This window comes from Modestobacter sp. VKM Ac-2979 (assembly GCF_026967995.1).
Taxonomy (GTDB): Bacteria; Actinomycetota; Actinomycetes; order Mycobacteriales; family Geodermatophilaceae; genus Modestobacter.
The window spans coordinates 334050-352426 of the sequence record NZ_JAPVBO010000002.1; the positions used below are offsets into that span (position 1 = coordinate 334050).

General features: G+C 73.1%; 13 protein-coding genes. 4 read left to right on the forward strand and 9 right to left on the reverse strand.

Features of this window, described 5'->3' with window-relative positions:
* Positions 1–15: 15 nt before the first annotated feature.
* A complete protein-coding gene (locus O2W15_RS06130) occupies positions 16–1158 on the reverse strand; it encodes a tetratricopeptide repeat protein (RefSeq protein ID WP_269178764.1) in 1143 nt (380 codons plus the stop codon).
* Between the two features lie 789 nt (positions 1159–1947).
* Positions 1948–2253, reverse strand: coding sequence for a hypothetical protein (locus tag O2W15_RS06135; RefSeq protein ID WP_269178765.1), 306 nt, complete (start codon positions 2251–2253; stop codon positions 1948–1950).
* A gap of 393 nt (positions 2254–2646) precedes the next feature.
* Here O2W15_RS06135 and O2W15_RS06140 point away from each other — a divergent pair, with 393 nt between their 5' ends.
* Complete coding sequence (locus O2W15_RS06140; RefSeq protein WP_269178766.1) at positions 2647–7530, forward strand: NAD-glutamate dehydrogenase; 4884 nt, start codon at positions 2647–2649, stop codon at positions 7528–7530.
* Between the two features lie 70 nt (positions 7531–7600).
* Entirely contained in the window at positions 7601–8053 is a 453-nt protein-coding gene (locus tag O2W15_RS06145) for a PGPGW domain-containing protein (RefSeq protein WP_269164202.1), read from the forward strand.
* Between the two features lie 9 nt (positions 8054–8062).
* On the opposite strand, the gene O2W15_RS06150 is transcribed toward O2W15_RS06145, so the two are convergent.
* Both O2W15_RS06150 and yaaA read right to left on the reverse strand, forming a co-directional pair.
* The gene (locus O2W15_RS06150; RefSeq protein ID WP_269178767.1) at positions 8063–9484 is read right to left on the reverse strand and encodes an amidase; all 1422 of its coding nucleotides are present in this window, start codon (positions 9482–9484) and stop codon (positions 8063–8065) included.
* 42 nt (positions 9485–9526) lie between these two features.
* Positions 9527–10285 carry a peroxide stress protein YaaA gene (gene yaaA, locus O2W15_RS06155; RefSeq protein ID WP_269178768.1) on the reverse strand — a complete coding sequence of 253 codons (759 nt, stop codon included), beginning with the start codon at positions 10283–10285 and terminating at the stop codon, positions 9527–9529.
* Between the two features lie 129 nt (positions 10286–10414).
* Here yaaA and O2W15_RS06160 point away from each other — a divergent pair, with 129 nt between their 5' ends.
* Positions 10415–11266 (forward strand): PP2C family protein-serine/threonine phosphatase, encoded by an 852-nt coding sequence (locus tag O2W15_RS06160; RefSeq protein ID WP_269164205.1) that lies wholly within the window; start codon positions 10415–10417, stop codon positions 11264–11266.
* A gap of 1 nt (position 11267) precedes the next feature.
* Here the strand turns inward: O2W15_RS06160 and O2W15_RS06165 are convergent, their stop codons facing one another.
* The 4 genes from O2W15_RS06165 to O2W15_RS06180 form a co-directional block, all read right to left on the reverse strand.
* Complete coding sequence (locus tag O2W15_RS06165) at positions 11268–12335, reverse strand: SPL family radical SAM protein (RefSeq protein ID WP_269178769.1); 1068 nt, start codon at positions 12333–12335, stop codon at positions 11268–11270.
* A 104-nt stretch (positions 12336–12439) separates the two neighbouring features.
* Positions 12440–13942, reverse strand: a complete 1503-nt coding sequence (locus O2W15_RS06170) for an HNH endonuclease signature motif containing protein (RefSeq protein WP_269178770.1) — start codon at positions 13940–13942, stop codon at positions 12440–12442.
* 136 nt (positions 13943–14078) lie between these two features.
* Complete coding sequence (locus O2W15_RS06175; RefSeq protein WP_269162387.1) at positions 14079–14882, reverse strand: exodeoxyribonuclease III; 804 nt, start codon at positions 14880–14882, stop codon at positions 14079–14081.
* A 32-nt stretch (positions 14883–14914) separates the two neighbouring features.
* Positions 14915–15877 (reverse strand): acyl-ACP desaturase, encoded by a 963-nt coding sequence (locus O2W15_RS06180; protein WP_269162388.1) that lies wholly within the window; start codon positions 15875–15877, stop codon positions 14915–14917.
* A gap of 244 nt (positions 15878–16121) precedes the next feature.
* Here O2W15_RS06180 and O2W15_RS06185 point away from each other — a divergent pair, with 244 nt between their 5' ends.
* Positions 16122–17711, forward strand: coding sequence for an LCP family protein (locus tag O2W15_RS06185; RefSeq protein WP_269178771.1), 1590 nt, complete (start codon positions 16122–16124; stop codon positions 17709–17711).
* Positions 17712–17716: 5 nt separating this feature from the next.
* On the opposite strand, the gene O2W15_RS06190 is transcribed toward O2W15_RS06185, so the two are convergent.
* The gene (locus tag O2W15_RS06190) at positions 17717–18349 is read right to left on the reverse strand and encodes a LutC/YkgG family protein (RefSeq protein WP_269178772.1); all 633 of its coding nucleotides are present in this window, start codon (positions 18347–18349) and stop codon (positions 17717–17719) included.
* Positions 18350–18377 lie beyond the last annotated feature (28 nt).

Genomic DNA, 18377 nt, shown 5'->3' on the forward strand with positions numbered 1-18377 from the left:
TGGCCCGCTCTGGGCCTAGCAGTCGCGGCGTTCGATGTGGCTTCGAAGCTCCTGAATGTACTCGAACGGGTTCATCGCTTCCTTTAGAGACATCGCTTCTCCCATTTTTCCGTGAGCCCATAGGAATGCGGGACGCTGAGATTCCGGCATCTCAGTCACTTGCGATGCCAGGCGTAGCGCATCCCCGTCACGGCTCAGTAGGTGCAGGGCGAGCATTCGATTGGCAACGTTAACCAACGGGTTGGTTCGCTCGTATAGGGAGGCGCGCTGCAACTGCTCGAGAGCCGCGTGGGGGTCGCTTGCAAGGAGGCAGAAGCCTAGATTGTTTAATGCATCCCCGTCGGCTGGTCTAAGATCCACGAGGCCAGCAAATACGTCGGCCGCCTTCTCCCAGTCGCCTCGGGTTAAGTGGTCAGCGGCCACCTTAGCGAAGGTTGCTGCGTCCAGTCCCCTCGCGGGTGCGGCTTGTCCTCGCCTCTGCGCAAGTCTCTCGAGGGCCAACTCGGTTATGCCTTCTGTTGGCACTCGACGTTCGGCCACAACGCGACCAGGAACATTTGAGAATTGCTCACCACGCATTGATCGCCACTCAAGCAAGAGTGACGACGTGGACCATTGCTGTAAATGCGTTTGAGTGAACCTATCCCAGACCCACAGGCCGATCTCATCCCGGGTCTGCCTGGGGATGGGTAGCGCCATCAGGACAGAAGGTGGCGGCACTGCACCGCTTAGAAATTCGACGAGGCCCTCTTGGAGAAGTCGCGAGAGCCACTCCTCCACGCGGCCGGCGAAGGGCGTTGAGAAGGCGAATAGTGTGCGGGCACTGGCGGCAACTTTTGCAACGACAGACGCATCGGGCCGGCCAGAATCGAACGGAAGTGATGCTAGAGCCTGTTCGCGACCGTTTAGGACGGCGGCATAAGTGTCATAGCTGCCTGCCTTCTTCAACTCTTCTTCGCTTCCGTACGCTTCGGCTACTTCGCGGAGCACGGAGCACCAGCCGCGATCCTCCATCTGAAGAATGGACTCACGCAGGTCGCGACTCATGTCGGCCGAGACCGCTTCTTGGCGGACCATCTCCGGGAGTGTTGCCTTGACGGCAACAGAGAGGGCAAGCTCTGGCAGTAAGGCGCCTCGGACGACGCCTTCAACGATCATTCCCCGCCGCTCTAGCTCAGCCCAAATATGCAAGGCGCGGTCGACGTCGACTGCCCGATCGTCCGTAAGCGGCTGCCGCAAAGAAGCGCGGAGGCCGAGTAGAAGCGATGCGGTGCTTTGCATCCTGGCATCCAGGGCGCGCTCTGCCACATATCGTTCGCCAGCGTCGTATGGCGTCGTCCCTGATACGACTCGCGTAGGGAACTGGCGGCCCGTCATCACTAGACCGCCCACGTTATGCTCTCGCACGGGTCGCGATTCCCCGCCGTGCACCGTAGCAATGACGCGGCATTGTTCGCCACAGCTAGGGCCCTGGTCGGTAACGACGTAGTAGGGACAACTAGGCGTCAGGTTGGGAAGGGTGCACGCGTCGGCGTAGGAGACGATGGCATCAACGATAAACCGACGCTCGTCTTCATCATACTGTTCAAGTACCACGCATGCCCCATGGTTGCCGTCCGCCTTGGCGTATCAGCCTACGCGTCGAGGCTCACGGGTGTGGGGTGATGAGCAGGATTGTAATCGTGTCCGCCCCTGGGCCGTAGTGCCAGAAGATCCTCCAGGCGGACGGCGTGTTGTTCTCAACGTACGAGTCCCAGACCTCCTCCCCCTGTTGTCCTCGCAGGGACGAGTACTTGTGCGACTGTAGGCCGGGGTAGCGAGGATCCGTCTGCAGCCTTCCCAGAGCCCGTCGCACCTTTTTGAGCTTGGCGGCGTACTGAACGGCAGACTCGAGCGAGTCCAAGGTTGAACTCGCCTCCGACGTGAAAAGTAGCGTGAAAGGCACGCTCAGGCGTCGCCTTCTTCAGGCTCGTCGCCCTGTGCGTACTGGCTGAAGTCGCCCCGGTCCACGGTGTCCCCTGCTGCGCTCTCGGCTAGGGCCCGCCCCAGCGATGCCCGGACCATCTCGTTCTCCCAGACCAGCAGCTCGCGCTTGGGGATGCTCACCAAGGGAGTTAGCAGTATCTGGCCCTCCTCGTTCGTCGCAACGGCGTACCGGTCGTCGCGGCGTACCCCCGCCTTGCCGAAGGCGATCCGGGCGCGCTCGTCCGCGCTGACCTCGCCGATCATCTTGAAGTTCTCGCTGCGCGTCACTCTTCCCCTCCCCTAGCTAGTCGCGACACTACCCCGACTCGCCAGCGGGGCAAGTGGGTGTTGCCCCGAAGCATCGGTCGCCGACGGGAGGAACTCAAGTCGTCCGACGCCTCTTGTTGAAGTTCACCCGACGGAGCTACGGATAGATCACGCTTCGTCTCGTCCAGATCACTCTGCGTATTGCGCGCCGTGCCGGGACACGCTGCTGTACGTCCGGGCGACGGCTGGCCACTAGCGTCGGTGAGCATGGCTCGTCTGGGTTCGGAGTCCGAACGGTCCACGCCCATCCCGGCCGGTCCGGGGGGCGACCCCGCCCAGGTGCCCCCGGGTGGGGGGACCGGTGACGCTCCCGTCGACGGCCTCGTCGAGAGCCCTGTCGACAGCCCTGTGGACATGGCCTCGCTGGAGGCGGCGCAGGAGGAGAAGCGCCGGCTGCTGGACCGGGCGGCCACCGCGGCACGCGGGCTGCTGACCGACCAGGTCGCCCTCCCGGCCGGCGTCCACTCGGCCGACACCCCGGTCCTGCTGCACCGCTTCTACGCCGGTGAGCCGGCCGCGGAGGTGGTCGGCCACGACCCCGCGGACCTGGCCGCCCTCGCGCTGGGGCACCTCCGGCTGGCGGCCTCCCGCCGGCCGGGCACCCCGGTCGTCGACGTCCACCGCACCGACGGCGGACGGGCCGTGCTCCGCGTCGTCGTCGACGACATGCCGTTCCTCGTCGACTCGGTGACCGCCGAGGTGACCCGGCAGGGCATCGCCCCGGACCACGTCGTGCACCCGGTCGTGGTCGTCCGGCGGGGCGCCGACGGCACGCTGGTCGACTTCTGCGACAGCGCCGACGCCGCCACCTGCGGTGCCGACGCGATCGCCGAGTCCTGGATGTCCGTCGTCCTCTCCGGGCAGGTCGACGAGGAGGCCGCCACCGACCTGCTGGCCGGCATCGGGACGGTGCTCGACGACGTCCGCCGCGCGCACACGGACGCCGCCGCGCTGGCCGGGCGGGCCGGGGAGATCGCCGACGCACTGGACCGCCTGCCGGCCCCCGAGGACGCCGGCCACCCCGCCGACGACCCGGCCGAGGCCGCGGCGCTGCTCCGCTGGCTGGCCCGGGGCAACTTCCTCTTCCTCGGCGCCCGCGCCGTCGAGCTGGTCGGGGACTCCGCCGAGCCGGCGGTCGACGTGGTCGCCGGCTCCGAGCTCGGCGTGCTGCGCAGCTCCCCCGAGCGCGCCACCTCGGTGGCGCCGGCCGCGCTGGCCGCGCCGGGTGCGGGGGCCGTCCGCCGGGTCCGGGTCACCAAGGGCGACGCCCGCTCCACGGTCCAGCGCCCGGCCTGGCTCGACCTCGTCGTCGTCGACCTGCCCAGCGACTCGCCGGGCAGCCGTGGCCGCCTGCACCTGCTGGTGGGCCTGTTCCCGAACGAGGCGTACACCAGCAGCGTCCGGGACGTGCCGCTGGTCCGGCGGACCGCCGAGGCCGTCCTGGCGCGCTCGGGGGTGCCCGCCGACAGCCACTCGGGCAAGCAGCTGCTCGACGTCCTGGAGACCTACCCGCGCGACGAGCTGCTGCAGGTCGACGTGGACGAGCTGCTGCCGGTGGCGCTGGCCGTGCTGCACCTGCGCGAGCGCCGGCAGACCCGGTTGTTCCTGCGCCGCGACCCGTTCGGCCGGTTCTTCTCCGCCCTGGTCTACCTCCCCCGCGACCGGTACACGACGCAGGTCCGGCTGACCATGCAGCGGCTGCTCCTGGAGCAGCTGGGCGGCACCCACGTGGAGTTCACGGTCCGGTCCAGCGAGTCGGTGCTCACCCGCCTGCACTTCATCGTCCGGGTGCCGGTGAGCCGGCGGGGTGGCCCGTCGCTGCCCGACGTCGACGTCCCGGCGCTGGAGGAGGCGCTGGCGGCGGCCGCCCGCAGCTGGACCGACGACCTGGCCGACGCCCTGGTCGCCCGGCACGGGAGCGACGCACCCCGGCTGCTGGCCCGGGTCGCCGACGCCTTCCCCGCGGCCTACCAGGAGGACTTCCCGGCGGAGGTCGCCGTGGAGGACCTCGCGCGGCTGGACCGGCTGGCCCCCGGTGGGCTGGACCTGCGGTTGCGGGCGCCGGCCGGCCCGGAGGGGGAGCGCCGGCTGACCGTGTACCGGGTGGGGGAGCGGCTGCTGCTGTCCGACGTGCTGCCGGTGCTGCAGCACATGGGCGTCGACGTGCTCGACGAGCGGCCCTACGAGGTCGACCGGATCGGCGCCCCGATGGCCTGGGTGTACGACTTCGGCCTGGCGTCGCCGACCGTCGAGGTGCCCTTCGCCGGCACGCTGCCCGAGCGCTTCACCGACACGATCACCTCGGTCTGGGCCGGCCGCGCGGAGGACGACGCCCTGAACTCCCTGGTGCTGCTGGCCGGGCTGACCTGGCGGCAGGTGGCCGTGCTGCGTGCCTACGTGCAGTGGCTGCGCCAGGGTGGGCTGCCCTTCGGCCAGTCCTACGTGCAGGAGACGCTCGCCGCGCACCCGGGGATCGTGGCCCGGCTGGTCGCGCTGTTCGAGACCCGGTTCCACCCCGACCGGTCGGCGGGCCGCGAGGCGCGCACCACCGCCCTGGTCGAGTCGCTCACCACGGCGATCGGCGAGGTGGCCTCGCTGGACGCCGACCGGGTCCTGTCCTCGCTCCTGGCCGCCGTCCGGGCGACCCTGCGGACGACGGCGTACACGGCCGGCGTCTTCACCGAAGGCGCCCCGCTGGCGCTCAAGCTGGACCCCTCCGCTGTCCCCGACCTGCCCGAGCCCCGCCCGGCGCGGGAGGTGTGGGTCAGCTCGCCGCAGGTGCTCGGGGTGCACCTGCGCTTCGGCGCGGTGGCCCGCGGCGGGCTGCGCTGGAGCGACCGGCGGGAGGACCTGCGCACCGAGGTGCTCGGCCTGGTCAAGGCGCAGACCGTGAAGAACACCGTGATCGTGCCGACCGGGGCCAAGGGCGGCTTCGTGGTGCTGCGCGGACCGGGGGAGGGCGCGTCCCGCGACGAGGTGCTCGCCGAGGGCAAGGCCTGCTACACCCAGTTCATCGGCGCGCTGCTGGCCCTCACCGACAACCTGGTCGACGGAGAGGTCGTCCCGCCGGAGCGGGTCGTCCGGCACGACGGCGACGACACCTACCTGGTGGTCGCCGCCGACAAGGGGACGGCGACCTTCTCCGACCTGGCCAACTCGGTGGCGATCGAGCGCGGGTTCTGGCTGGGCGACGCGTTCGCCTCCGGCGGCTCGGTCGGCTACGACCACAAGGCGATGGGCATCACCGCCCGCGGCGCCTGGGAGTCGGTCACCCGGCACTTCCGCGAGCTCGGCGTCGACGTGCAGGCCCAGGAGGTCACCGTCGTCGGCGTCGGCGACATGTCCGGCGACGTGTTCGGCAACGGCATGCTGCTGTCCGAGCAGCTGCGGCTGGTGGCTGCCTTCGACCACCGGCACGTCTTCGTCGACCCGACCCCGGACGCCGCCGTCTCCTTCGCCGAGCGCCGGCGGCTGTTCGAGCTTCCGCGTTCCTCCTGGGCCGACTACGACCGCTCGCTGATCAGCGCCGGCGGCGGGGTGTGGCCCCGGACGGCGAAGTCGGTGCCGGTGTCCGCGCCGATGCGCGCGGCGCTGGGGCTGGCCGACGACGTGGCGGCCCTGAGCCCGCCCGAGCTGGTGCGCGCGGTGCTGCTGGCCCCGGTCGACCTGCTGTTCAACGGCGGGATCGGCACCTACGTGAAGGGCGCCGGGGAGAGCGCGCTGGACGTGGGGGACAAGGCCAACGACGCGGTGCGGGTCGACGGCGGCCAGCTGCGGGTCCGGGTGGTGGGCGAGGGCGGCAACCTGGGCCTGACCCAGCGGGGGCGGATCGAGTACGCGCTGGCCGGGGGGCGGGTGAACACCGACGCGATCGACAACTCCGCGGGCGTCGACACCTCCGACCACGAGGTCAACATCAAGATCGCGCTGAACCGGGTGGTCGACGAGGGGCGCCTGGAGCCGGACGACCGGGCTCGGCTGCTGGAGGAGATGACCGACGAGGTGGCCGCGGCCGTGCTCGGGGACAACTACGCGCAGAACGCGACGCTGGCCACCGAGTGCGCCGCAGCGCGAGGGCTGCTCGACGCCCACCAGCGCTACCTGCGGGCCCTGGAGCGGGCCGGCCGGCTCGACCGTGCGGTGGAGGCACTCCCCGACGACCGGGCGTTGGCCGAGCGCCGCCGCGACGGTCAGGCCCTGACCGGGCCCGAGCTGTCCGTGCTGCTGGCCTACTCCAAGATCGAGGCCGGCGACGCGGTGCTGGACTCGGGGTTGCCCGACGACCCGGCGCTGGCCGAGCTGCTCCAGGACTACTTCCCGACCGCACTGCGTGCCCGGTTCCCCGCCGCGCTGTCCAGCCACCCGCTGAGCCGGGAGATCGTGGCCACGGTGCTGAGCAACCGGGCGGTGAACACCGCCGGGGTGACCGGGCTGTTCCGGCTGGGTGAGGAGACCGGTGCCCCGGTCGCCGCAGTGGTGCGGGCGCACACCGTCGCCCGGGCGGTGTTCGACGTCGACCGGCTCTGGGACTCCCCCCGGGACCTGGACAACCGGGTGCCGGCCGCCACCCAGGTGCACCTGCGCACCGAGGCCACCCGGCTGGCCGAGCGGACCACCCGCTGGCTGTTGCGGATCCCCGAGCTCACCGCGGAGCCGGCGGCCACGCTGGCACCGGTGATCGAGCGGTTCGCCGGTCCGGTCGCCGAGGTGCGGGCCGGGCTGCCCGGCTGGCTGCTCGGGGCCGACGCCGAGGCCTACGCCGAGCGGGCCGCGGAGCTGCGGGCCGCCGGCGTCTCGCCGGAGCTGGCCGCCGAGGTCGCCGCAGCGCCGCTGCTGCCGACAGCGCTGGACCTGACGGTGGTGGCCGAGGACACCGGTGCGCCCATCGCGCTGGCCGCGCAGGTGTCGCAGTGCCTGGCCGAGCGGCTGGCCCTGGTGCCGCTGCGGGAGCTGGTCATCGAGCTGCCCCGGGACCGGCGCTGGCCGTCGATGGCCCGGGCGAGCCTCCGGGACGACCTGGCCACCGAGCAGGCGACGCTCACCGCCGACGTGCTCGGCCTGCGGAGCTCCGACGGCGAGGAAGCGGCCGAGCTGGTCGAGCGGTGGGTCGACGCCTGGGACGTCGCCCAGCAGCGGGCCGCGGCGCAGCTGGCCGACCTGGCCTCCGGTGACCGGCACGAGCTGGCCGAGCTGCTGGTCGCCGTCCGCACGCTGCGGGGGCTGCGCCGACGCCGCTGAACCCAGCGAAATGGTGCGACACGCCGAAGGGACTGAGTGTGCAGCGGATAGATGGGGCACAACCGGCCTCGTGAAGACCGCTGTGATCGCCACCCTCGGTGGCCTGCTGACCCTCGCCGGCATCGGGCTGCTGGTGCTGCCCGGCCCCGGGTTCGTCCTCGTCGCTGCCGGGCTGGCCGTGCTGGCCACCCGGTTCGCCTGGGCGAAGAAGCCGCTGGACTACGCCCAGGACAAGGCCGTGGCGGGCGTCGAGGAGGTCGGCCGCAGCCCCTGGCGGGCCGCCCTCGCCGTCCTCGCCGCCCTCGCCCTGGTCGCCGTCGGGGCGCTGGTGCTCGCCGGGGTGGAACTGCCGTTCACCAACGCCTTCACCGCCCTCGTCCTGGTGATCTCCGGGCTGTTCCTCGTCGGCACGGTGGTCTTCGCCCGCCGGCACGAGAAGGTCATGGTGGCCCGGGCCCACCGCCCGGCCGGGGTGGCGGGCACCGACGGCGCCTACCGCGTCGCCCCGTCCAGCCAGGACTGACGCCCGGGCTCAGCCCAGGTCGGGACGGCGCCGGCCGAAGCCGGTGGCCTGCTCGAACGCGTGCCCGACCTCCAGCACCCGGCGGTCGGCGCGCGGTGCACCGATGACCTGCAGGCCCACCGGGAGCCCGTCGGGGGTGAACCCGCCGGGAACCGACAGTGCGGGGCACCCGGTCGCCGAGATCAGCGTGCAGGAGCGCATCCAGCCCAGGTAGTCGTCCTGGGGCACGCCGGCGACCTCGGTCGGGTACTCCTGCTCGACCGGGAACGGCAGCACCTGGGTGGTCGGCGCCAACAGCACGTCGTAGCGCTCGAAGAAGGCCACGACCCGCTCGAAGAGCGCCGTGTGCGCCACCTCCGCGCGGCCGACGTCGGCGCCGGTCAGCGCGGCCCCGCGGGCGGCGTTCCAGCGGATCGTCTCCTTCACCTGGTCCGGGTGCTCGCGCACCAGGTCACCGAAGCTCGCCTCGAACAGCCAGGCGCGCAGCACGCCGAACGCCTCGTCGGCGCCGGCCAGGTCGGGGCAGTCCTCCTCGACGGTGGCGCCCAGGTCGCGGAACACCCCGAGCTGCTCCATCAGCACGCCGGTGATCGCCGGGTCGACCGGCACCTGACCGCCCAGGTCGGGGGCCCACGCCACGCGCAGGCCGGTCAGCTCGGTCGGCAGCGGCGCGGCGAACGGGGCGCCGGGGTCGCTCAGCGAGATCGGCACCCGCGGGTCCGGACCGGCCAGCGCCGACAGCCCCAGGGCGACGTCGGCGACGGTGCGGCCCATCGGCCCCTGCACCGACAGCTGCGACCAGCCGATCGCGGCCGGGTGGGTGGGCACCCGGCCGGGGGTGGGGCGCAGGCCGACGACGTTGCAGAACGCCGCCGGGTTGCGCAGCGAGCCGCCCATGTCGCTGCCCTCGGCGATCGGCACCAGGCCGGCGGCCAGCGCTGCGGCCGCACCGCCGGAGGAGCCGCCGGCGGTCAGCCCGTGCCGGTAGGGGTTGTGCGTGGCGCCGAAGAGGGTGTTGAAGGTGTGCGAGCCGGCTGCGAACTCCGGCACGTTCGTCTTGCCGACCCGGATCGCCCCGGCAGCCCGCAACCGGGCGACCACCAGCTCGTCGCGGGCCGGGACCGTCTCGGCGTGCAGCGGGGAGCCCCAGGTGGTGCGCATGCCGCCGGTGGCGTGGGTGTCCTTGTGCGCGACCGGCAGGCCGTGCAGCGGACCGATCGGCCCACCCGCGGCGAGCCGGGCGTCGGCGGCGTCGGCCGCGGCCCGGGCGCCCTCGGCGTCCAGGGTGACGATCGCGTTGAGCTCCGGGTTCAGCCGCTCGATCCGGTCGAGGTGGGCGTCCATCAGCTCCCGGGCGGAGACCTCCCGGTCGCGGACCAGCGCGACCAGCTCGGTCGCCGGACGGGTACACAGCTCATCGAGGTCGCTCACCCCGGCGACCGTACTGGGTCTCTCACCGTTGAGGAACCTCGGTCAGCGGGTCACGGAAGCCGCCGGGACGACGAGGGTGAGCTCGGTGCCGCCGTCGTGTTCCACGTGCAACCCCGCGCGGCGCAGCAGTGCCCGCAGCCGGACGACGGAGTCCGGCTCGGCCGTGGTGGTGGCCAGCAGCCGGGCCAGCCGGCCCTTGTGCGCCTTGTTGAAGTGGCTGACCACCGCCCGGGTGCCGTCGGGGCGTTCGCTGAGCACCTGCACGGTGACCGCGCCCGGGACGGGGGCCAGCTCGGCGTAGGCCCCGGACCGCAGGTCGACCACCAGGTCGTCGACGCCGGCCAGCACGTCGGTGAGCACGGGCTTCCAGAGCGACCGCAGCGTCGGCAGTCCGGGCAGGGAGCTGCCGGCGGAGAGCCGGTAGGCGGGGACGGCGTCGTCGGCGCGGAGCAGGCCGAACAGCGCCGACCCCACCGCCAGCCGCCCGGCGGCCCGGCGGCGCTGCGCCCGGGTGAGCGACCGGACGTCCAGGGCGTCGTAGAGCACGCCGGTGTAGCGCTCGATCGCCGGCACGGTCGGACTGGTGCGCAGCGCGGCGTTGCGGGCGATCTCGCCGTCCTGGGCGGGGGAGAGCCCGAGCGCGGCCCGGGCGGCCGGGACGTCGGCAGCGAGGCCCACCACCGCCGCCACCAACTGCTCCCGCAGGGGGTTCAGCTCCGGGGTGCCGAGGGCACTCAGGTCCAGCGGGGCGCCGCCCCCACCCGGGTGCTTGGTCTCCGACGGCGGCAGCAGGACGAGCACGAGGAGGAACGGTAGGTGACCGCGCCCGTCGTGTTCGTGGGCGGCCCCGGGGTGCGTGATCTACCGTTCGGCGACCGCTGCGTTCGCAGTGCAGGTCGGTGGGCCGGTGAGGACAGGGGGTGACGGCAGGTGCTCGTGCTCGACAGTGCTGCCGTCTCCACCCGTGGCCCCCGCCCGGACAACCAGGACTCCGCGGTCGCCGGCCCTCAGCTGATCGCCATCGCCGACGGGGTGGGCGGCAACGTCGGTGGAGCGGTCGCCTCCTCGCTGGTGGTGAACTGGCTGGCACCGCTGGCCACCGGCAGCACCGGCGAGGGCGCCGACGACCCGGTGCGGATCGTGGCGAGTGCGAACGAGCGGATCCGGGCGGCCTACACCGAGCGTCCCCGGCTGCGGACGATGGCCACCACGATGACCGCGCTGCACGTCGACGCCCAGGGGCTGGCCCTGCTGCACATCGGCGACTCCCGCGGCTACCTGCTGCAGGACGGCGAGCTCCAGCAGGTCAGCACCGACCACACGCTGGTCCAGGCGCTGATCGACGCCGGCTCGCTCACCCCGGCCGAGGCGAAGGTGCACCCGCAGCGGTCAGCGGTCTACGCCGCACTGCACGGCGCGGACGACGACGTCGCCGCGGTCGACGTGCTCCGGCTGGACGCCCGCCCCGGCGACCGGGTGATGGTCTGCTCCGACGGGCTGTCCGACGTCGTCCCGCCTGCCGTGCTGTGCGACCTGCTGGCCTCCGACGGCACGCCCGCCCAGGCCGCCGCGCGGCTGCGGGACGCCGCGCTGGCCGGGCCGCCGACCGACAACATCACCGTCGTCGTCGCCGACGTCCTGGAGGCCGGGCCCGACGGCGGTCCGGTCCGGGTGTGCACGTTCGGCGCCGCCACCGAGCTGCGTGAGGAGACCGCGGAGGCGCTGGAGGCCGTCTGGCCCGGCCCGGTGCCGGTCGGCCTGGTCCAGCACCGCCCCCGCTGACCTAGGTCCAGTAGAGCAACTGGGCGGCGGGCAGCCGGTCGGCGATCGCGCCGGTGAACCAGCTGCGCAGCTCGCCCATGGTGTCGCGCGGGTAGACGTGCTTCACGGCCCCGTACTTGCCGCGCTTGGTGGTCCGCGCGGCCTCGTCCATCTCCAGCTTGGTCCGCGGGTACCAGTCGGTCAGCGTCGCCTTGCTGCCCGGCGTGAACCGGTGGGTGATGCACTCGACGGTGAGGTCGGTGCCGGTGGGGAGCGCCGCGGCGACGTCGGCCAGCAGCTGGCCGTACTCCTCGCGCCAGCCGTCGGTGGGCATGATCGGCGCGATGGTCAGCCCGACCGGGTACCCGGCGGCGGCCACCGCGCCCAGGGCGGCGATGCGGCCGGCGACGGGCGAGGTCGCACCCTCGAAGCGGCGGGCCACCGATCCGGCGTTCACCGAGAAGCGCAGCCGGGTCCGGCCGCCGTGCGGCAGGTCGAGCAGGCCGGCGACGTCGTCGAACTTGGTGGTGGCCCGCAGCTGCACCGGCCCGGCCCAGTCGCGGGTGCCGAAGTGCCTGATCGCCGTGGCCAGCCCGCTGGTCAGGTGCTCCAGCGCGAGCGGGTCGGTGTAGCAGGAGGCCTCGAACGTCGTCCCCTCGCTGGCGCGGGCGGCGGACCCGGAGGTGACGGTGCCGTGCCCGACGTAGCCGTCCAGGCTCGCCAGTGCCTCGTCGAGATCGGCGTACACCCGGGTGATCGGCGGCCCGGACAGCGAGCCAGCGAGGTAGCAGTACTGGCAGTGCGCCGGGCAGCCCTGCGCGAGGTCGAAGCGCCAGTCGGCCGAGGGGGCGATCGGCTGCAGCCGGCGCAGCGAGGGTGGCGGCACCACCAACGCCAACGTCTGCTTGGCCGCCATGAACGCCGCCCGGTCGCCGTCGCCGCGCAGGGCGGGCAGCCGGTCGCCGCGCAGCAGTTCGATGTCGCTGACCCCGGCGGCCTCCAGCTGGGCCAGCACCCGCAGCCCGTACGGGCGCTGGGCCGCGGAACGGGTGACGAGGACCCGGGACGGCGTCCAGAGCCGGGTCGGCATGGGAGCCGTGACGGGTCGAACGGCCGGGAGCGGGGGGCTGACGGGAGCGGTGCGCGCGGTGGGCATCGCCTGGTGCAACGGCTCCCGGACGGCCGTCCTTCCGGTCAGGCGGCGCGTCGCCGGACGAGGTCGCGATGTGCCATCAGCGCCCAGACGACGTGCTGCAGGTCCATCCGTTCGCCGTCGGAGGGGAGGGCCGCGGGCAGCAGGTGCGGGGACGGGAGCAGCGGTGTCAGCCCGTCGGCGGCGGTCCCGCGGAACCGCTCCCCGGCGTCGGACCACGGCCGCCCGCCGTCCGGGGCCACGGCGATCAGTCGGCCGCCGCGCCGGCTGAGCACCAGGTCGTGGTCGTGGACCAGCCCGTGGTCGACGTCGCAGAGCAGGACGAGGTTGGAGACGTCGGTGCGGCCGCCGTGCAGCCAGTGCCGCAGGTGGTGGGCGTGCAGACGTTCCGGCCTCGTCTCCTCGCAGCCGGGTCGCGCACAGCCGCCGTCGCGGAGCAGCAGTGCCCGGCGCTGGGCGCGGGTGGCGTATCGCCGCGACCGGCCCTGGGCCAGCACCTCGGGGCCGTCGGTGACGATCGCGGTGACGGCCGCGTCGCAGGCCAGCCGCCGGGCCTGCGCCGGCGTGAGGGCCGGGCCGCCCTCCAACGCGGCCCGCCCGGCGGCCTCGTCGTCGGCGAGCACCGCGGCGTCCACGACGACGACCACCTCGCGACGGGGCGGGTCCCCAGCGCGGCGGTCGGCGTCGGCAGCCGCCGCGGCCAGCTGGGTCATCGCCCGGCAGCGGCGCTCGGTGGTCACCGCCAGCGGCTCCACCTCGTCCTCGACCGGGGGATCGCCGGCACGTCCTCCCACGGCAGGGACGTCGGTGGGCGTGGTCTCCCCGTCCCCGGCCCGTTGTGGAGCCCCTGCGAGGGCAGCCTGATCGCGGCGACGGGCGGCCCGTTCCCGGCGGGCGTCCCGTTCGGCGAGCGACTCGATCGCGGCGAGGAACTCGGCGCCCTGCTCGGCTTCCATCCGCACCTGCAGCGAGACCATCCCGTCGTCCTCGATCCACCAGGAGAACCGTCGCCGGTCGGCGACCCGGCCCGCGTCGACGTCGTCGGCCCGGCGCCAGGCCCGCACGGTGCGCTCGACCTGGGATGCGGTGGCGTGCCGGGCGAACTCGACGAGCTCCGCCTCGGTGCCCGGCTCGGCGACCCGGGTCAGCGCGCGCACCTTCGAGTAGGAGAGCTCACCTGCGGAGAAGGCGGCGCTGGTGAGGGGCAGTCCCCGTAGTGCCCGCGCCACCCGGACGTGCTGCCGGGCCGTCCCCGGCGTCAACGAGCACTTCCAGGCCAGCCAGTGCGCGCACGAGGTGATGCCGACGCCTCCCCAGCCCTCCCGCTCGTCGAACTCGGCGACCAGTCGCAGCCAGGACGCCGTCGCGGCCGCCAGCTGCACCGCACCGGCGCAGATCCGGTCACCGAGCGCGTCGATCGGCTCCACCGACTCGACGGACCCGACGGACCCGAACGGCTCGACCGGCTGGGCCGGCTGGACCGACCCGGTGGCGGCGGGGGCGACGACGGACAGCGGCAGGGCAGAGACCAACGCATCGATCATGTGTTCGAACGTATCGGGGACCACTGACGGGAACGCCGGGTCGGTCGCGCGGGACGGTTCCGCGGAACCGTCCCGGCGACGTCGGCGGGGCTGCACCACGTCGGACCCGTGCCGCCGGCACCGCGAGTGGGGTGGGTCAGTCGGCCAGGTCGACGACGACCGGGGCGTGGTCGCTGGCGCCCTTGCCCTTGCGCTCCTCGCGGTCGATCCGGGCGCCGGTCACCCGCTGGGCCAGCGCCGGTGAGCCGAGTACGAAGTCGATCCGCATGCCCTCGCGGCGGGGGAAGCGCAGCTGGGTGTAGTCCCAGTAGGTGTAGACGCCCGGCCCCGGGGTGTACGGCCGGACGACGTCGGTGAACCCGGCCTCGACCACACCCCGGAAGGCGGTCCGCTCGGGCTCGGAGACGTGCGTGGAGTGGCTGAACACCGAGATGTCCCAGACGTCGTCGTCCTGCGGGGCGATGTTCCAGTCGCCGACCAGCGCGACCTGCGCCTCGGCGTCCTCGGTGAGCCACCCGCCGGCGTGCACCCGCAGCGCCTCCAGCCACTCGAGCTTGTACTGCAGGTGCGGGTCGGTGAGCGTGCGGCCGTTCGGCACGTACAGACTCCACACCCGCACGCCGCCGCACGTGGCGCCGAGCGCCCGGGCCTCCTGGGCGGGCTCGACGCCCTCCTTCGACGACCACGAGGGCATCCCCGGGAAGCCGACCTCGACGTCGCTGAGCCCGACCCGGGACAGCAGGGCGACACCGTTCCACTGCGAGTGGCCGACGTGCGCGACGTCGTAGCCCAGCGCCCGGAACCGGTCCTCCGGGAACTGCTCGTCCTTGCACTTGGTCTCCTGCAGCGCCAGGACGTCGACGTCACTGCGCTGCAGCCAGGCCTCCACCCGGTCGACTCGGCTGCGGATGGAGTTGACGTTCCAGGTGGCCAGGCGCACGGACGCCGAGCCTAGGCGAGCGTGCTCCTCCCTCAGGCCTGGGGCAGGGGGGTGAGCGCGGTGTCCTGGCGGGCCTGCATGCGGGTGCGCATCCGGTCCCGGCTCTCCACGAACTTGGTGGCCTGGGCGTCCAGTCCGGCCAGGAACTGGGCCAGCTCCTCGCGGGCCTGCTCGCCCTCGGGGCCCAGGTTGGTGCGCTCGAACACCTTCCACGCGCGCAGCACGGGCTGGATGACCTCGTCGTGGTGCAGCCGCAGGTCGTAGATGCCGGCCTTGGCGATGAGCACGGAGTTCTTCCGGAAGCCGGCCATCGTGGCGCCGGGCATCTCGAAGCGCATGACCTCGTCGGCGACCGCCCGCATGGTCTTGTCCGGCTCGATCTCGAACGCCGCGGAGACGATGTTCCGGTAGAAGACCATGTGCAGGTTCTCGTCCTTGGCGATCCGGGCGAGCAGCTTGTCGGCGATCGGGTCGCCGGTGGCCTTGCCGGTGTTGCGGTGGCTCACCCGGGTGGCCAGCTCCTGGAAGGAGACGTAGGCGACCGCCTCCAGTGGGGTCTTGTCCCCGGAGTCGTAGCCGGAGGTCATGTAGTCCATCCGGGCCCGCTCGAGCTCGACGGGGTCGACCCCGCGGGTGACGACGAGGTAGTCGCGCAGCGCGATGCCGTGCCGGTTCTCCTCCGCCGTCCAGCGGCCGACCCAGGTGCCCCAGGCGCCGTCCCGGCCGAAGCGGGTGGCGATCTCCCGGTGGTAGCTGGGGAGGTTGTCCTCGGTGAGCAGGTTGGTGAACATGGCCGCCTTGGCGGTCTCGTCCAGCCGGGACTGCTCCGGCGACCAGTCCTCGCCGCCGAGGAAGGCGAAGTCCCGACCCTCCGACCACGGGACGTAGTCGTGCGGGTGCCATTCCTGGGCCAGTCCGATGTGCCGGTTCAGGTTCTCCTCGACCACCGGCTCGAGCTCGGTGAGCAGTGCTGCCTCGCGCGACGTGTGGGACACGATCGACCTCCTCGGTCTGGTACCTGCGGTGGGGTGACCTGCGGGACGGTGACGGCGGCGCAGCCGATCGCGATCACACCTGACCCTCCCGTACCCGAGGACGCCCAGGCCAGACATCCGGGTGTGACCGGCCTCACGACCTCGCTCTCCCGGGGGGTGAGACCGTCCCGCAGCCCCGTGATGGGTGGCCGAAACGGTGCGATCATGGCCAGATGACCGGATCCGGGACGCGTGGGGCTGCCGCGTGAGCGACGACTCAGCGACCCAGCAGGGCCGACGGCGCGGCCGGCACACCGTCCGCGGCTTCGGGCCGGCCCTGCTGCTCACCGTGGTCGGTGCCCTGGTGCCCGGTTCCGCCTTCCTGGCCACCGGACGGCGACGCCTCGGTGCGGTGGTCGTCGTCGTCTTCATGGTGCTGCTCGGCGCAGTGGCCTACCTGGCCACCACGGGCCTGCGCGACGTGATCCAGGTGGCCGTCGACTCCGCGGCCCTGCGGTGGGTGGTCGGCGGCATCATCGCCCTCGCGGTGGCGTGGCTGCTCGTCCTCCTGATCGGTTACGCCCTGTTGTTGCCGCGCCGCACCCGGGGCTGGCAGCACGTGGTCGGTGCGGTCGTCGTGCTGGCCCTCTGTGCGGCGGTGGTCGTCCCCGCCGTGTGGGCGGTCCGCATCGCCAACGCCCAGGCCGAGCTGCTCGACAGCGTGTTCGCCGACCGGGACAGCGCCACCGTCACCGACTCGCCCGACGGGGCCGACCCGTTCGGCGACCGGGAGGAGGTCAACTTCCTGCTGCTGGGCGGGGACGGCGGCGAGGGTCGCGACGGGGTCCGCACCGACACGGTGATCGTCGCCAACGTGCAGACCGACACCGGCGAGACCACGCTGTTCAGCCTGCCCCGCAACCTGCAGGAACTGCCCTTCCCCGAGGACAGCCCGCTGGGCGAGGTGTACCCCGACGGGTTCGACGCCGGCAGCGAGAGCGAGAGCCTGCTCAACGCCGTCTACCGCAACGGCCCGGCCTGGTACCCCGACGTCCTGGGCCCCACCGACGACCCGGGCGCCGACTTCCTGAAGCTCGGCGTGGGCGAGGCGCTCGGCCTGCAGATCGACTACTACGTGCTGGTCAACCTGGACGGCTTCAGCCGGCTGGTCGACGCGCTCGGCGGCATCGACGTGAACGTGAACTACTACGTGCCGATCGGGGGCGAGCCCACGCTCGAGATCCTGCCCGACGACTACATCGAGCCGGGCCCGGACCAGCACATGGACGGCGAGCGCGCACTCGACTTCGCCCGTGGCCGGTTCGGTCTCACCGACTACCAGCGGATGGACCGCCAGCGGTGCGTGATCAGCGAGATCGTCGAGGCCGCCGACCCGATGACCCTGCTCAGCCGGTTCCAGCAGCTGGCCGCGACCACGCAGGACATCGTGTCCACCGACGTGCCGCAGTCCCGGTTGGACGACCTCGTCGACCTGGCGTTCAAGGTGAAGGACGCCGAGATCCGCAGCGTCGTCTTCGACGACACGGTGATCGACCCGGCCTACCCGGACTACGACCGGATCCGCGCGCTGGTGCAGCAGGCGCTGGGCAACTCGTCGGACACCCCGGCCGCGGACACCTCGCCGGCCCCGAGCACCCCGGCCGAGAGCACCCCGGCCGAGGAGGACGCGACGGAGGACGGGGCTGCGCCGTCCCCCACGTCGTCGGCCGGTGCGACCAGTGCCGCGCCGGCGGAGCCGGATCCGGCCGCCGAGGTCGGCGACGCCTGCGCCTACGACCCGGCGCAGGCGCGGGCCGCCCGCGCGGAGGGGGAGCCCCCGACCCGCAACGGCTGACGCCGTCAGCCGGCCAGCACGACCAGCAGGGTGCGCGGGCCGTGCACGCCCTCGACCCGCTGCAGCTCGATGTCGCTGGTGGCCGAGGGGCCGCTGACCATGGTGAGCGGGCGCAGCGGGTCCAGCCGGGCCAGCCCCTCGGGCACGCTGCCCACCACCTGGTCGGCGGTCACCACGCAGACCAGGCAGTCCGGCAGCAGCGACAGCGCCCGCCGCCCGCAGGCCGGTGAGCCGTCGAGCACCAGGGTGCCGGTCTCGGCGATCGCCACCGCCACCGCGGTGACCGAGGCGGCCCGGTCGGCGAGCTGCACCGCGGGGCGGTCGTCGTCGACGTCGCAGCCAGCCGGCCGCCAGTCCTCGGCCAGCCCGGGGGCGACGACGACGTCGCCGGCCGCCCACCCGGTGCCCAGCCCCTGGTCCAGGGCGGCCCGCACGGTGGCGCCCACCTCGGCGGGGGAACAGCGCAGCACCGTGGCCCGGTAGTCCTCCACCCGGTCGACCAGCAGCTCCAGCAGTTCCGGGTCGCCGGCCGGGCGGCCGTCGGCCTGCCGGTAGTCGCGGACCACCTCGTCGGGCGTCGTCCGGTCCGCGCCCAGGGCCTGGCGCACCCGGGACAGCACCTCGTCGCGGGCGCTCACCGTCGTCCTCCCGTCGTGTTGCACGTGG